Source organism: Ensifer sp. B1-9 (genome assembly GCF_050474445.1).
Taxonomy (GTDB): Bacteria; Pseudomonadota; Alphaproteobacteria; order Rhizobiales; family Rhizobiaceae; genus Ensifer.
The window spans coordinates 194,044-208,708 of sequence record NZ_JBCHVG010000015.1; the positions used below are offsets into that span (position 1 = coordinate 194,044).

13 protein-coding genes are annotated in these 14,665 nt (G+C 63.1%); 4 read left to right on the forward strand and 9 right to left on the reverse strand.

The features are described 5' to 3' along the window. Positions 1-102 precede the first annotated feature (102 nt). The 4 genes from ACQ5BM_RS26895 (at position 103) to ACQ5BM_RS26910 (ending at position 4,973) form a co-directional block, all read left to right on the forward strand. On the forward strand, positions 103-1,629 hold the full coding sequence (locus tag ACQ5BM_RS26895; RefSeq protein WP_429817924.1) for a sugar ABC transporter ATP-binding protein: 1,527 nt from the start codon (positions 103-105) through the stop codon (positions 1,627-1,629). Between the two features lie 76 nt (positions 1,630-1,705). Then, positions 1,706-2,716: an ABC transporter permease gene (locus ACQ5BM_RS26900; protein ID WP_334198779.1), complete on the forward strand. Its 1,011-nt coding sequence runs from the start codon at positions 1,706-1,708 to the stop codon at positions 2,714-2,716. Between the two features lie 64 nt (positions 2,717-2,780). Further along, entirely contained in the window at positions 2,781-3,734 is a 954-nt protein-coding gene (locus ACQ5BM_RS26905) for a substrate-binding domain-containing protein (RefSeq protein WP_429817926.1), read from the forward strand. A gap of 186 nt (positions 3,735-3,920) precedes the next feature. Then, a complete protein-coding gene (locus tag ACQ5BM_RS26910; RefSeq protein ID WP_429817928.1) occupies positions 3,921-4,973 on the forward strand; it encodes a sugar phosphate isomerase/epimerase family protein in 1,053 nt (350 codons plus the stop codon). A gap of 166 nt (positions 4,974-5,139) precedes the next feature. Here the strand turns inward: ACQ5BM_RS26910 and ACQ5BM_RS26915 are convergent, their stop codons facing one another. The 9 genes from ACQ5BM_RS26915 to ACQ5BM_RS26955 form a co-directional block, all read right to left on the reverse strand. Beyond that, a complete protein-coding gene (locus tag ACQ5BM_RS26915) occupies positions 5,140-6,084 on the reverse strand; it encodes a carbohydrate kinase family protein (protein WP_429817930.1) in 945 nt (314 codons plus the stop codon). Then, on the reverse strand, positions 6,081-6,599 hold the full coding sequence (locus ACQ5BM_RS26920) for an ureidoglycolate lyase (protein WP_429817932.1): 519 nt from the start codon (positions 6,597-6,599) through the stop codon (positions 6,081-6,083). The genes ACQ5BM_RS26915 and ACQ5BM_RS26920 overlap by 4 nt, the downstream gene beginning before the upstream one ends. Then, positions 6,596-7,336 (reverse strand): BtpA/SgcQ family protein, encoded by a 741-nt coding sequence (locus ACQ5BM_RS26925; protein ID WP_429817934.1) that lies wholly within the window; start codon positions 7,334-7,336, stop codon positions 6,596-6,598. The genes ACQ5BM_RS26920 and ACQ5BM_RS26925 overlap by 4 nt, the downstream gene beginning before the upstream one ends. Then, positions 7,333-8,139 carry a GntR family transcriptional regulator gene (locus tag ACQ5BM_RS26930; RefSeq protein ID WP_429817936.1) on the reverse strand — a complete coding sequence of 269 codons (807 nt, stop codon included), beginning with the start codon at positions 8,137-8,139 and terminating at the stop codon, positions 7,333-7,335. Before ACQ5BM_RS26930 ends, ACQ5BM_RS26925 begins: the two co-directional genes overlap by 4 nt. 23 nt (positions 8,140-8,162) lie before the next feature. Further along, positions 8,163-9,023, reverse strand: a complete 861-nt coding sequence (locus tag ACQ5BM_RS26935) for an ABC transporter substrate-binding protein (protein WP_429817938.1) — start codon at positions 9,021-9,023, stop codon at positions 8,163-8,165. Between the two features lie 31 nt (positions 9,024-9,054). After that, entirely contained in the window at positions 9,055-9,819 is a 765-nt protein-coding gene (locus ACQ5BM_RS26940; protein ID WP_429817940.1) for an amino acid ABC transporter ATP-binding protein, read from the reverse strand. Beyond that, the gene (locus ACQ5BM_RS26945) at positions 9,816-10,742 is read right to left on the reverse strand and encodes an amino acid ABC transporter permease (protein ID WP_429817942.1); all 927 of its coding nucleotides are present in this window, start codon (positions 10,740-10,742) and stop codon (positions 9,816-9,818) included. Before ACQ5BM_RS26945 ends, ACQ5BM_RS26940 begins: the two co-directional genes overlap by 4 nt. Before the next feature lie 701 nt (positions 10,743-11,443). After that, on the reverse strand, positions 11,444-12,775 hold the full coding sequence (locus ACQ5BM_RS26950; RefSeq protein ID WP_429817944.1) for an HlyD family type I secretion periplasmic adaptor subunit: 1,332 nt from the start codon (positions 12,773-12,775) through the stop codon (positions 11,444-11,446). Then, positions 12,772-14,607 (reverse strand): type I secretion system permease/ATPase, encoded by a 1,836-nt coding sequence (locus tag ACQ5BM_RS26955; RefSeq protein ID WP_429817946.1) that lies wholly within the window; start codon positions 14,605-14,607, stop codon positions 12,772-12,774. The genes ACQ5BM_RS26950 and ACQ5BM_RS26955 overlap by 4 nt, the downstream gene beginning before the upstream one ends. Between the last annotated feature and the right edge of the window lie 58 nt (positions 14,608-14,665).

Sequence of the window (14,665 nt, forward strand, 5' to 3'; positions counted from 1 at the left end):
AGCCGAAAAAATTGTCGAACAAACATGATGTAAACCTTTACACTGGCCGATGTAAAGGTTTACATCATGGGAAAAGGCGGTGGAGGCCGCAGGGAGGGGAATATGACCACGGAGGTTGTCGACGGGGCGCCCGTCGTGCTGTCTGCGCGCCGCATCAGCAAGTCCTTCAGCGGCGTGCAGGTGCTTTTCAGCGTCGATTTCGAGCTGCGCCAGGGCGAAATCCACGCACTGATGGGCGAGAATGGCGCCGGCAAATCCACGCTCGTCAAGATATTGTCCGGCTTTGCGCAGCCGACCTCGGGCGAGATCCTGCTTGACGGCAAGTCGATGAAACTTCCGGCAAACGGCGCGGCCGAAGCACTCGGCATCGTCATCATCCATCAGGAATTCAATCTTGCCGAACACCTCACCGTCACCGAGAGCCTGTTTCTCGGCCGCGAGGTGACCAAATTCGGCGTGCTCGACCGCAAGTTCATGCGCGCGGAAACACGCCGCGTTCTCGATCTCCTCGGTTCTCATGTCGACGAGAATGCAATGGTCGGCTCGCTGTCGATCGCCGAAAAACAGATGGTGGAGATCGCCAAGGCCATCAGCCGTGACGCACGTGTCGTCTTCATGGACGAGCCGACCGCCGTGCTCTCTCGGGAGGAGACGAACTTCCTGTTCCGGCTGGTGCGCAAGCTGCGCGACAAGGGAACGAGCTTCGTCTTCGTGTCGCACAAGCTCGACGAGGTCATGGAGCTCACCGATCGGGTGACTGTGCTGCGCGACGGCCAGTGGATCAAGACATCGCCGACCTCCATTCTCGATGGCGAGGCGATCGCCCAGTTGATGGTCGGCCGGGAACTGTCGAGCCTCTATCCCGCCAAGACCGAACCGGACATCGACGAGGAGGTCGTGCTGCGGGTCAACGGGCTTTCGACCGGATATGTTCGCGATGCGAGCTTCGAGGTCCGCCGGGGCGAAATCCTCGGCTTTTCCGGGATGATCGGCTCGGGGCGGACGGAATTGATGGAGGCGATCGTCGGATTGCGTCCCCGTCTGGCCGGCGAGGTTTTTGTTCGTGGCCAGCCGGTTTCATCCGGCGACGTGCATGCGGTCAACAATGCCGGTCTCGCCTACATGACCAAGGACCGGAAGGCAAAGGGCCTGTTGCTTGACGCCGGCATGATGGCGAACCTGACGCTACAATCGCTCGACCGACACACCCGGCTCGGCTACCTTGATCCCGGAAGCGAAGAAGCGGCGCTCGTCAAGGCGCGCCGCCGTTTCGACATCCGCGTCCGGGATGACAGCGTCGTTGCCGGGCGCATGTCGGGCGGCAATCAGCAGAAGCTGCTGCTCGCCAAGGTCATGGAGACCGATCCTGATATCATCATCATCGACGAGCCGACACGCGGCATCGATGTCGGTACCAAGCAGCAGATCTATCACTTCATCTCGGCGCTGGCCCGCGACGGTCGCTCGATCATCGTCGTTTCGTCGGAGATGCCCGAGGTCATCGGCCTCTGCAGTCGCGTGGTCGTCATGCGCGAAGGCCACATCGCCGGCATCCTCGAGGGCGACGAGATCTCCGAGCAGGAGATCATGCGCTACGCCGCAGGCTTGAAGAAGAAAACGGCGGCCTGAGATCGCGGCGGCGCATGCCGCACAGATGCCGAGAACAAAAAGATTCCCGACAGATGGGACGGAGGTTCAATTGGATATGAGCGTAAACGAGGAAGGCAGTCAGGGCGTAATTCGCCGCCGCAGCTGGCGTGACATCGATCTCAGGGCTGTGGCGCCATTCGTCGCGCTGGCGCTGCTCCTGTTGGTGGGCGCGCTGGTCAATCCCAATTTCATCAGCATCAACAACCTCGCCAACGTCGCCACCCGCAGCGCCTTCATCGCCATCATCGCGGTCGGCGCCACCTTCGTGATTTCATCGGGCGATCTCGACCTGTCGGTTGGGGCGATGGTCGCCTTCATCGCCAGCCTGATGATCCTCTTCATGAACTCCGGCGTGATTGCCGATCCGGCGCTCATGCTTCTGGCGGCGGTCCTGTTCACCATCGTCGCCGGCGCGCTTTGTGGTCTCACCAACGGTCTGATCACCACAGTCGGGAAGATCGAGCCCTTCATCGCGACGCTCGGCACGATGGGCATCTATCGGGGACTGACGACCTGGCTGTCGCAAGGCGGCGCAATCACCCTCAAGGAACCGGAACTCCAGGAGATATATCGTCCCGCCTACTTCGGCACCATCTTCGGCGTTCCCGTTCCGATCGTCGTCATCCTCGCGGTCACTGCCGTGGCGGCCTTCATCCTCTATCGCACGCGTTACGGCAGGCACGTCGTCGCCGTCGGCTCCAACCGCGACGTTGCGCGCTACTCAGGCATTTCCGTCAACCGCGTCCGCACCGTCGCCTTCGTGATCCAGGGCCTGTGCGTGGCGGCCGCCGTCCTCCTTTATGTGCCGCGACTCGGCTCGACGTCGGCGACGACCGGCATCCTTTGGGAGTTGCAGGCGATCACCGCCGTCGTCGTCGGCGGCACGGCGCTCAAAGGCGGCGCCGGTCGTGTCTGGGGCACGATCTGTGGCGCGTTCATCCTCGAGCTGGTCGGCAACATCATGCTGCTTTCCAACTTCATCAGCGAATACCTGATCGGCGCCATCCAGGGCGCGATCATCATCATTGCGATGCTCGTCCAGCGCTCGCTGGTGCGCAAATCGTGAGACGGCCGGGTCCACAGGTCTCCCGGCCTGCAACAGGCTGACCTGATATTTTGGGAGGAACTTAATGCGTAATAAGCTATTCGGCCTGACCCTCGCGGCCATGACAGCACTTGCTGGCGTGTCGCACGCGCAGGAGGAAAAGAAGGTCACGATCGGTGTCTCGATTCCGGCAGCCGATCATGGTTGGACGGCCGGCGTGGTCTTCCATGCCGAGCGGGTCGCCAAGATCCTGATGGAGCGCAATCCGGGGCTCAACGTCATCGTCAAGACTTCGCCCGATCCGGCAAGCCAGGCCAACGCCGTGCAGGACCTCGAAACACAGGGCATCGACGCTCTCGTGATCCTGCCCACCGATCCGGATCCGCTCGTCAATGCCATCAAGGAAGTGAAGGGCAAGGGGACCTTCGTCGCGCTCGTCGACCGTGCGCCGAGTGTCAACGACAATTCCGTGCGCGATCTCTATGTCGCCGGCAACAACCCGGCGCTTGGCCAGGTTGCTGGCGAATACATCAAGGCAACGACACCGGATGCTGAAGTCGTCGTCATCCGCGGCCTGCCGATCCCGATCGACCAGCAGCGCCAGGACGGCTTCGACAAGGGCATCGACGGATCGGACGTCAAGGTTCTCGACCGACAGTACGGCAACTGGAACCGCGACGATGCCTTCAAGGTCATGCAGGACTATCTGACCAAGTACCCGAAGATCGACGTCGTCTGGTGCCAGGACGACGACATGGCCGTCGGTGTGCTGCAGGCGATCGAGCAGGCAAAGCGTACCGATATCAAGTATGTCGTCGCCGGCGCCGGCTCGAAGGAGATGATCAAGAAGGTCATGGACGGCGACAAGATGATCCCGGTCGACGTACTCTATCCGCCGGCGATGGTGGGTACCGCGCTCGAAATGACCGTCGCCAACTTCTACGGCCAGGTTCCGGTCCGCGGCGTCTACACGATCGATGCAACACTCGTGACAAAGGACAATGCGAAGGACTTCTACTTCCCGGATTCGCCATTCTGATCCGCTGAAGCAATGGGCGGCCCGTCATTGGCGCGGGCCGCCACCAATTTGCATCGACTTCTGCGCATGAGCGCAACAGGCCTGGGTCGGCGTGTCTGGAAAACCGAAAATCCGGTGGTCTTTGGCCCCGCTGGCGTGGGGACGCCTTCCAGCCGTTCAGCAAAATTTCAACGGAGGAGACGAGACATGAAGACCATCAAGGGGCCAGGGCTCTTTCTTGCGCAATTTGCCGGCGATGCGGCGCCGTTCAATTCCTGGGACGCGATCACCAAATGGGCAGCGGATTGCGGCTACAGGGGCGTACAGGTGCCGAGCTGGGACGGGCGGCTGATCGACCTGAAGAAGGCGGCGAGCTCGAAGGCCTATTGCGACGAGTTCGCCGGCACGGCACGCGAAAACGGCGTCGAGGTGACCGAGCTGTCGACGCATCTGCAGGGCCAGCTCGTGGCTGTGCACCCGGCCTATGACGAGGCCTTCGACGGCTTTGCCGCCGCGGAGGTGCGCGGCAATCCCAAGGCACGGCAGCAATGGGCGGTCGAGCAGGTGAAGCTGGCGCTGACGGCCTCGAAGCACCTCGGCTTGAATGCGATGGCAAGCTTCTCCGGCGCGCTCGCCTGGCCCTTCGTCTATCCCTGGCCGCAGCGGCCGGCCGGCCTCGTCGAGACCGCCTTCGACGAACTGGCGAAGCGCTGGACGCCGATCCTCGATCACGCCGAGGACTGTGGCGTCGACATCTGCTACGAGATCCATCCGGGCGAGGACCTGCACGACGGCATCACCTACGAGATGTTTCTGGAGCGCACCGGCAACCATGCGCGCGCCTGCATGCTCTACGACCCGTCGCACTACGTGCTGCAGTGCCTCGACTATCTCGACAACATCGACATCTACAAGGAGCGCATCCGCATGTTCCACGTCAAGGATGCGGAGTTCAACCCAAGCGGACGGCAGGGCGTCTATGGCGGCTATCAGGGCTGGGTCAACCGCGCCGGCCGCTTCCGCTCGCCCGGCGACGGCCAGGTGGATTTCGGCGCGGTGTTCTCGAAGATGGCGGCCAACGACTTTGCCGGCTGGGCGGTGGTCGAGTGGGAATGCGCGCTGAAGCATCCGGAGGATGGCGCGCGGGAAGGCGCCGACTTCGTCAGGCACCACATCATCCGCGTCACCGAGAAGGCCTTCGACGATTTCGCCGGCGCCGGCACCGACGAGGCGGCGAACCGGCGCATGCTGGGGATCTGAGGCTTTTCCTCGCGGCAGCGCTTAGGAGTACCGTTTCCGTCCAGCGCTTGAGGCCGCCCCTGCCCAGGGGCGGCGCACCGAGGCCGTTTCGGTCGGCCTGCACAAGGCGGGAAGAGCCGGGCGCAACTTAAGATCGCAAACGGACGATCCGCGCTGGTGCAGCGGTTCAGCGCATCCTTGTCTGCCGCTTCTCCTTAAGCCAGCGGTGGATCTCCTCGGAATTTGCCTTGCCGGCCCGCGGACCGTGGATGGTGACGGAGCGGGAGGCGGCGGCGACGGAGAAGTCCAGCGCCTCTTCGATGGTCTGACCTTGCGACAAGCACCAGGTCAATGTGCCTCCGAACGTGTCGCCGGCGCCGGTGACGTCGGCAACGTCAACCGGAAAACCGGCTACGCGAAGAACCGTGTCGCCGTTACTGGCCTCGGCGCCATCCGCGGCAAGGGTACGTATCACCCAGCCGATTTCGTGCGCGTGCATCCAGTCGCCGATCATCGTGATTTCGTCATGACCGAAGGCCGCACGGAAACCGACCTGGTTAAAGTTGACGACCGCGGCGCCGGCGAGGTAAGGCATATCTTCCGGCACGCAGCCGCCGACATCGAGATCAAAGATGACGCGGCGGCCGTGTTGGCGCAGATCTGCAAGAAGGTCGGCTTGCTTGAGGACCCCTTGATCCGTCCGCGCATGGAGACGGCGCACACGATAGAGTGTCGTGTAGAGAAAGCCCGGTTGGCGCAGCGCCCCGAGAGCGGCTGCGTCGAGCCACATCGGTTGCTCGCCCATCTCCACCGTCAGAACGACATGTTCGCCATCGACGAGAAAGATGAAGTTTCTCGATTCCGGAATGGCCGGATCGATCAGCATGTGGTCGACACCGACCCCGTTCTCCTTCAAATCGGCAATCAGTCGTTGCGATAGTGGGCTGTCGTTGAGCAGCGAGATGAACTGCGTCTCGCCGCCAAGTCCAGCGTGTACGACGGCGGCATTGGCAATGGAGCCGCCGGCTTCGGCCGGTAGCTCCTTGACCATGCCCTTGTCGGCGCGGCCCGGCCAGCGATCGGCGGTGTAGTATTCGTCGAGGGCCACGTCGCCGATGAAGAAGCTTGTCATGCGATTGGTCCTTCGCCCGGAACGGCCTGCACCAATTTCGAGCCGCCGGAAACTGGCACCCACGGACTCTCGCCGAGGCCGCAAACCGCCATCCAGTAATAGGGCGCAGGACCGGAAACACCCCGGCAGGCATCGTGCCAGACGTTACGTTTCATCACCACGACCTGCCCGGGCATGACCACGAAGGCCTCGATGTCATCGCGATGCGGCGCGGCGCCATCCGAGGCCGGTGCCACCGCCAGAATTACCGCTTGGGCGAGGCAGAAGATCGCCTCTTCGGTTTGTGGATGCCGCTCCATTGCGCTGCAGTGCCACGGCGCGCTGCCGCCGCGAGTGACGCCGAGATGCCCGCGACCGTCGATCAATGGTGTCTTCGTGAAGCCGTCATGCCAGCCGTCGCCAGCGGTCCAGATCGCCTTGGGATCGGCGTCGCCGGTCAGGTCGTAGACCTTGCCGTATCGCGAAAAATTCGTGGCCGTGACCGGCTGGGCCAGGACGGTATCGGTGGCGGTCATGCGGCGCTCCTGATCGCGCGCACGACACGCATCAGCCCAGCGACATGGGCGGCCTCGACACGGCCTGAGTCCTTGTGGTCGTGCTTGAACCAGCTACCGACGACGGCGCCATCGGCCCTTGCCAATTGCTCCGCGGCATTGCCTTCAGTCAGACCGGCACCGATCAGCAGCGGTGTCACTCCGCCGGTCGCGGCGCGGAAGCGCTCCACCTTTTCCATGTCGGTCGGCTGACCGGTGGCGTCGGAGGTCACCACCAGCCCGTCGCAGCGCGCCGCGCCAATGCGCACGTCTTCCGATTCAGTCCGGCCGGACAGAACCGGCTGATATTTGAACCGCACACCACCGAGCAACAGTGCGGAAACGCCTTCCCGTCGTGCGGCAAGAGCGGCTGCGAAGGGTTCGTCCGTATCAGGCGGCAGGTGGCCGGCGACCGAATCGACCTGAATGAAGGAAACGGGGTACATTTTGGCGAGCGCGAAGGCGCGCGCGTCGTCGCGCAGCACATTGACGCCGATGCGGGTCCCGAGGTCGAGGCCGAAAAGCCGTTCCAGCACCCGCTCAACATCCTCGGCATCGCCGAAATAGTTTTCGACGACCAGTCCGTCGACACCTTCGCCTGCCATGATGCGGGCCTCTTCCTCCGCCTGGGCGAGCTTGGCGGCCGGGCCGTCGCCAGCAAGGTGCAGCATGCCGAGGATGGGTTTTGGGGTCGTGAAGGTGTCGCCGAAGCGGCTCATGTCTTGTTCTCCTGCGCGCTATGTGCAGCAGTCTCGCGGCCCCAGCGCGTTGCGAATTTCATCTGGACCGCCGGCGAGTAGACGATCGACGTGCGCTCGACCAAACGGTCGTCGGCATCGAGCACATCCCCGCTGGCGCAAAGGTAGCCCGGCACGTCAGGCGCCGGGGCAAAGACCTCCTTGAGGCGTTCGGAGGCGGGCACGACGGTCAGCAGCAATTCCGAGCGCAAGGGATGGCGGTCATAGTCGCGGCGCAAGACCTCATAGAGCGATTGCGCCGCGAAATCGTAACGCTCGATGCCCGGGTAGAGGGCGAGATCGAGCTCGGATGTGTCGACGTTCAGCCACGTCACGCTGTCGCCGTTGGCAAGCCCACGGGCGCGCACCAGCAAGAGTTCGCCGTTCTCCACCCGGTGTTCCAGCACCCGCGTCACCGGACGCTGGCCCTGTCTGCGGGCGAGCTCCGTAAAGCTGCCGAAGTTCCAGATGTTGTGGCTGATCGGCCGGTGCGACACGATCGTGCCGCGGCCCCGAACCTGTTGGACCAGCCCTTCCGACACCAGCAGCGCCATCGCGTTGCGCACGGTGGTTCGGGCAATCCCGAACTGGTCGCGCAACTGGTTCTCCGAGGGAATGGCTTCGCCTTCGGAGAAATCGCCGCTGAGGATCGCAGCGCGCAGCGCCCGATAGAGCTGCCGGTAGAGCTGCTCGCTCGAATAGAGATCGAGGCGTAGCCTGGACAGTCGGTCGTCCGGGCGTTCACCCGCTGCGGTTGAGGCGTCTGACATGGAAGGATGGGTCAAGGCAGGCTCCGGCGCGTTTCTCGTTACTTCGTGGCTCCGTTTATCTTGAACTCTTCGACCGCAGCCTGTTTCAAGCCATAGCGGTCGAGGATCTGTGCATAAGTGCCATCGGCCTTCATCGCGTCGAGCGCGCCCTTGACGGCATCGCGCAGTTGCCCGTTCGCCTTGGCGAATGCGATGCCGTAGTGGTTGACATCACCGACGTCGCCAATCTGGTAGAACTTGTCCGGCTCCTGCTTCATCAGGTCGAGCAATCCCTCGAGACCGATGACGGAGGCCTGGGCGCGCCCTTGGCGGATCTGCATGATGTGTTCGGCCTGGGTCGGGATCTGGATGACCGTGATCAGCTTGTCGGGCGCGCAATTGGCCTTTCCGACATCTTCCGCCCAGGTGACCCAGCTCGTGCCTGTCGCGACCGCGACCGTCTTGCCGCAGAGATCCGCTTCGGCCTTGATCTCGCCCTGGTGATCGGCGGTTGAATAAAAGACGTTGCCGGTCTTGAAGTAGTCGATGAAGTCGAGCTGCGTTTGGCGCTCCACCTTGTCGGAGAAGGCGGTCATGATCAGGTCCGAACGACCGGTGACGACCTGCGGGATCAGTTGCGGGAACTCGACGTTCTGGAACTCAGCCGTCAGCCCGAGCCGCTCGGCGATTGCCTTCGCAAGATCGATGTCGAAACCCTTCAGTTCCGTCGAGCCGGCATCGCTATATTCCATCGGCGGATAGGCGAGGCTGATCGTGACATTCAGCTTGCCGGCATCGCGCACGGCATCCGGCAGCGCGGCAACCAACTTCTCGTCGGCGGCGCACGCAAAGCTCCCCGCAGCAAGGCTTATGAACGTCGCGGAGGCAAGCCCCAGAACCATCGGCAGCATTCGATTCATTTCCTGTTCTCCCTTTATTGAACTCTTTTCGTCAGGCCAGCACCCGGCTGAGGAAGCTCCGCACGCGCGGATCGCCGGGGTTGCTCAGAACTTGCTGGGGCGCGCCATTTTCGCGGATCTCGCCGTCGATCATCACGACGACGCGATCGGCGACCTCGCGCGCAAAACCGATCTCGTGGGTGACGACGATCATCGTCGTGCCGCCGCGCGCGAGATTGCGCATCACCTCCAGCACCTCGCCGACGAGTTCCGGATCGAGCGCGCTGGTCGGCTCGTCGAACAACATCACGCGCGGCTCCATGGCGAGCGCCCGGGCGATGGCCACTCGCTGCTTCTGGCCGCCGGAAAGCTGCGACGGATAGTGTGACGCCTTGGCGACCATGCCCACCTGCTCCAGCAGGCCCATGGCGCGGGTCTCGGCCTCGGCGCGGCTCAGGCCGCGCACCACCATCGGCCCTTCGATGACATTGCCGAGCACGGTGCGGTGCGCGAAAAGATTGAAATGCTGGAACACCATGCCGAGCTGGCTTTGCTGGGCGCGCAGCCGCTTGACCGGCAATTCCTGAAGCGCGCCGCGGTGAAGATCGTAACCCATGATCGCGCCGTCCACCCAGACATAGCCCCCATCCGGCGTCTCCAAGTGATTGATGCAGCGCAGGAACGTGCTCTTGCCGCTACCCGAGGGCCCGAGGATGCAGAGCACCTCTCCGTAGGTAACGTCCAGGTCGAGGCCCTTCAGCACCTCGTGGCTGCCAAAACTCTTGCGGATACCGACCGCCTTGACTGCGAGGCTCATGCTTCACCCGCCACGGCGGGACGCCGCGCCCATCGTTTGAACCAGCTGCGATCGCTGGTGGTCGCTGCGGCGTCGCGGCCGAAATGACGCTCGAGATAATATTGGCCTATCGATAGAACGGTGGTTCCCGCCAGGTACCAGACGGCGCAGACGAACAGGAGCTCGATAACGGCGCCATTGATGAAGTAGATGCGCTGGGCCGCGTTCAACATCTCGCCCATGGCGATGGTGGCGGCAAGCGAGGAGAACTTGAGCATGCCGATCGCACTGTTGCCGAGCACCGGCAGGATCAGCCGCAGGGTCTGAGGCAGAATGATACGCCGCATTGTCTGCCCGGGTGTCATGCCGAGCGTATGGGCTGCTTCCTTCTGGCCTTTGTCGACCGAAGCGATGCCCCCGCGGACGACCTCCGTCAGATAGGATCCTTCGTTGACGCCGAGGCCGAGGACCGCGGCGACGAAGGGCGTCACCACATCGACCATGCGGGCATCGACGAGACCGGGAATGTAGAGCCTCGGAAAGACCAGCGCGATGTTGAACCAGATGAGAAGCTGCAGCAGCACCGGCGTGCCACGGAACACCCAGACATAGAGCCATGCGGCAAAGCGCAGGATCGGATTTTCCGACAGCCGCATGATGCCGAAAGCAAAACCGAGCAAGACACCGAGCACCAACGCGCAGGCGGAGATCAGGAGTGTCCAGCCAAACCCGCCGACGATGACGCCCGCCGTCAGGAACTCACCGACCACGGTCCACTGGATCTGTCCGACCGCGAAAGCGCGTCCGATCACGGCAAGTAGGAGGATGACGAGGCCGCCACTGATCCACCGTCCCGGGTGGCGCAACCGGCGGATGGCGACGTCTGGACCAGGAAGGTCGGCGAGGGACAGCGCGGGCGCTGAGGGTGATTGAGAGTGATGCATGGCTTCCGCTTGTAGGGTTAGGCCTACAACTTGATAGGGGCATACCTAGTGGGGTGTCAAGCCGGCGTCCGGAGAATATTTCTCGCTGCGGATATTTGAGCTGAACGCGCGGCAGGATTGGAAGCCAACCGCTGCAAATGGCGGCCTTCTCGACAAGTCCGTCATGGCCGGTCAGGCGACAGGGACTTGCGCCTGAAGCAATTGATATCTCTGCAGAAACCCGCCGGGCGAAGCAGCCAGCACGGCTCCCAGGGCAGCTACGAAACCGCGTCGTCAACGGCAGTGAGAATCGACAAGACTGGAGTGCTCTATAGGCGTTGCCATATTGGGCAGTGGGCGCGCCCGCCATGAGCGACACCTGAAAAACCTCGCCATGCTGCCTGTGCTATGCCTAGCCTCGCGCGGATGGGAGCAGGGGGAGGGCGAGGGGATTATCGTACCTTCCCTTCGCTCCGCCGCGTGTCGATCCGCTGCAGGCGATCGCTCGGCCATCGAGATCGGAAGTGGCCCTTCCGGCAATGCGGCGCGCGGGCTTTTCCGCCGGAGTCGGATCGTCGTTTCGGGCGTCGCATGGCGGAGCGCGTCGATCCGCGCCAGCGTCTGCCCGGTTACAAGCGTCAGACTTTTCATCAAGGTCGTTTTCGATCGCGGCAAGCCGAACTCTCGCGTCGCTCTTCCATCGCAATGGGGTCTATTTTTGCCTATTTTTCCCGCAGCGCCCGACGGAAATTCTGCGTGATCGGCTCGGCAAGGTAGGCAAGTACGGTGCGGGAACCTGTCCGGATCATCGCCTCGCTTGTCATGCCGGGCAACAGTTTGCGGCCCTCGAGCTTGGCGAGCTCGTGTCTGTCAATCAACACGGTCGCGGCGAAGTATGGCGCCCCGCTGCGTTCCTCCACCATGCGGTCCGCCGATACGATCTCCACGGTGCCGTCGAGCGGCGGCAGATTGTAACGGGCGAAGGCCGGGAAGCTGACGCGTGCCGGCTGACCGGGGGCGATCGTCTCGACATCCTCGGGCTTGACCATAGCCTCGATCACGAGTTGCTGCCCGAGCGGGACCACCGTCATCAACGTTTCGCCGGGCTTCACGACACCGCCGGCCGTGTGGACCTTCAGGTCCATGACGATGCCGTCGACTGGTGCGACGACATCGGTGCGGGCAAGCACGTCGTTGGCGGAACGCTCCTGCTGTTTGAGGTCGAACAGCTCCGACTCGACCTTGCTCAAATCCTCGACAGCCTCTTTCAGCCGCACGGTGTTGAGGTTCAGAATTTGCGCGTCAATCTCGGCCATGGCGCTTCTGGCACGCGCGATCGCCGCAATATTGGTGGCGCGTTCCCCCTCGATCTCCCGCTGTTGCCGTCTGAGCAACAGGTTCCGCTCGCGGGTGGTCAGAGCCTTCTTGAGCAGAGCCTCAAGATCCTTGGTTTCTCCCTCGAGAGCCTGGATCTGCCTGTCCTCGGTCGCAACGAGTGTCTCCAATCCCGTTATCTCCTCCTCGGCCTGGTGGCGGCGCTGTCCGAGAATGAACCGCTCGTCGCTCAAATTGCGGCGCTTGGCCGCGAACACGTCGCGCTGAGTTGCGACCGCGTCCTTAGCGGCGGCCGCAGTATTGTCGAGCAGCGCCGGATCAAAAGCGATCTCGGCCTTGTCGTCGCGCTCCGCCCTGAGGCGGGCGGCCAGGGCTTCACGCGTTGCGATCCGGTTCCGAACCAGGTCCAGTTGAGCCTTTGCCTGCGTGTCGTCGAGCCGGACGAGAACCTTGCCAGCCTTAACGATATCACCGTTGGCGGCGTCCAACTCCGCGATGATGCCGCCCTCAAGATGCTGGATGAGCTTGCGGTCGCCGGCGACCTTGACAACGCCCGGTGCCACTGCGGCGCTGTCCAAGGGTGCCAGCGCCGCCCACCCTCCAGCCGCGCCGAAGAAGAGGAGCATAATCGTGAACCCGGCCCAGGTCACGCCCGCGAGACGCAAGGGGAGCGGCTGGGGTATCGACGGCGGCGGGGCGGGTAACGGCACAACGGTCATATCTGTTTCCGCTCCGATGGTTGTGCAGCGCCTGCATCCGTTCCTGAGACTCCTCCCACAACAAGGTTCCGGACCACGAATTGACGTGCCGGACCGGGGGCGCGGTCCTGGTTCGCCGCTATGGTCGGGATCTGAACCACCTCGCGGCTGCGCCGGGCGAGTTCGTTGAAGACATGGTCACGCGGACCGAAGAGATCTTGCTGGCCCCGATTGAGAACGAGTACCCTGTCAACCTTTTCCATGATGCTCGGTCGGTGCGCGATCAGGATGATCGTCGTGCCTGCCGCCTTGAGCGTGCTGAGGGCCCTGATCAATGCCTCCTCACCTTCGCGATCGAGATTGGAATTTGGCTCGTCCAAGATAAGAAGTGCCGGGTCGCCGTAGAGTGCTCTCGCCAACCCGATGCGTTGACGTTGTCCACCTGAGAGTGCAGCACCGGACTCGCCGATCTCGGTAGAGTAGCCTTTCGGCAATCCCTTGATCAGTTCGTGAACTCCCGCCAACTGCGCGGCTTTGACCACATTGTTGAAGACCGCCGCGTCGAGCTTCGCGAAGCGGCAGATGTTCTCGGAGACAGTACCGGCGAAGAGTTCGATGTCCTGCGGCAAGTACCCGACATAGCGACCACGGTCCTCCGCCGCCCATTGAGCGACGTCCATGCCATCCAGCAACGCACGTCCGCCGGATGGGCGCCAGGCGCCGGCCAGTATCCGCGCTAAGCTCGTCTTGCCGGCGGCACTTGGGCCGACCAACGCCATGACCTCACCCGGTTTGAGCTGGAAGCTGATCCCTTTCAGAATATGTTCGCCGCCCTGCCGGGCGAGCATGAGGTTCTCGGCCTCAAATCTACCCTTCGGCCGCGGGAGCGGCAGAACCGGCGTGGCCTCCAGGTGCTTACCGGCGACTGCGGCAAGCCGACGATAGGCGGCCCGCGCCCCGACCGTCGCCTTCCAGGTGCCGATCGCCTGCTCGACCGGGGACAATGCGCGCCCCATGAGGATCGAGGCGGAGATCATGATGCCGGGCGAGGCTTCGTTGCGAAGGACGAGATAGGCCCCAAGGCCCAGGATCGCCATCTGCAAGGCTAAGCGGTGACACCGCGCAATGGCCGCGATGACGCCGCCACGGTTGGCGGCGAGAACCTGTCCCTGGTTTGCCTCATCCTGCTGTGCCTTCCACCCCTCCAGCAGCGGCTTTAGCATGCCCATCGCCTGCACAACCTCCGCATTGCGGATGGACGCCTCGGCCTGCAAGTAGGCACGCGACTGGGCGCTTTGCGCCTCGGTCAACGGCTTGCGTGTGAGATATTCGTTGAGCAGTGCCAACCCGAACAGGACGATCCCCCCACCCAGCGCCAACCACCCGAGCCAAGGATGCATGAGGAATATCGCTCCGAAAAACAGGGGCGCCCAGGGTGCGTCAAGGATCGGGAAGATGCTCGGGCTGGTGAAGAAATTCCGGACTTGATCCAGGTCGCGCAATGGACGGGCATTGACCTGGCCGGGCGCTGAAGCGGCATATTCCACCGCTGCCGTGAGGAGGACCGGCGCTAACCGCGCGTTCATCCAGGATCCGACTATGGCGAGCAGACGCCCACGCACGATTTCCAGCCCGGCCATTGTGACGAGCGCACCTGCCGCCATCAGCGACAGCATCCCCAGCGTTTCCAGGCTGTGGCTGGACAACACGCGATGGTAGACTTGGAGCATGTAGATCGCGCCGGTCAGCATCAGCACGTTGATGCCGGCGCTGAACCAGATAAGTGGCCGGATGGCGCGGCTGGCTTCTTTCATCACAACCTGCAGGGCAGGGCGCTGTTGGCTGGTTTTCATCATTTGCATCTCTGACTATGTGCGTCCGGTAGAACCCACCCGGCAGACATTCCGTGCA

What these genes read in the sequence shown, in the direction of transcription:
- ACQ5BM_RS26895 (WP_429817924.1), top strand. Translation starts at nt 103, where the DNA reads ATGACCACGGAGGTTGTCGACGGGGCGCCCGTCGTGCTGTCTGCGCGC.
- ACQ5BM_RS26900 (WP_334198779.1), top strand. Translation starts at nt 1,706, where the DNA reads ATGAGCGTAAACGAGGAAGGCAGTCAGGGCGTAATTCGCCGCCGCAGC.
- ACQ5BM_RS26905 (WP_429817926.1), top strand. Translation starts at nt 2,781, where the DNA reads ATGCGTAATAAGCTATTCGGCCTGACCCTCGCGGCCATGACAGCACTT.
- ACQ5BM_RS26910 (WP_429817928.1), top strand. Translation starts at nt 3,921, where the DNA reads ATGAAGACCATCAAGGGGCCAGGGCTCTTTCTTGCGCAATTTGCCGGC.
- ACQ5BM_RS26915 (WP_429817930.1), bottom strand. Translation starts at nt 6,084, where the DNA reads ATGACAAGCTTCTTCATCGGCGACGTGGCCCTCGACGAATACTACACC.
- ACQ5BM_RS26920 (WP_429817932.1), bottom strand. Translation starts at nt 6,599, where the DNA reads ATGACCGCCACCGATACCGTCCTGGCCCAGCCGGTCACGGCCACGAAT.
- ACQ5BM_RS26925 (WP_429817934.1), bottom strand. Translation starts at nt 7,336, where the DNA reads ATGAGCCGCTTCGGCGACACCTTCACGACCCCAAAACCCATCCTCGGC.
- ACQ5BM_RS26935 (WP_429817938.1), bottom strand. Translation starts at nt 9,023, where the DNA reads ATGAATCGAATGCTGCCGATGGTTCTGGGGCTTGCCTCCGCGACGTTC.
- ACQ5BM_RS26940 (WP_429817940.1), bottom strand. Translation starts at nt 9,819, where the DNA reads ATGAGCCTCGCAGTCAAGGCGGTCGGTATCCGCAAGAGTTTTGGCAGC.
- ACQ5BM_RS26945 (WP_429817942.1), bottom strand. Translation starts at nt 10,742, where the DNA reads ATGCATCACTCTCAATCACCCTCAGCGCCCGCGCTGTCCCTCGCCGAC.
- ACQ5BM_RS26950 (WP_429817944.1), bottom strand. Translation starts at nt 12,775, where the DNA reads ATGACCGTTGTGCCGTTACCCGCCCCGCCGCCGTCGATACCCCAGCCG.
- ACQ5BM_RS26955 (WP_429817946.1), bottom strand. Translation starts at nt 14,607, where the DNA reads ATGAAAACCAGCCAACAGCGCCCTGCCCTGCAGGTTGTGATGAAAGAA.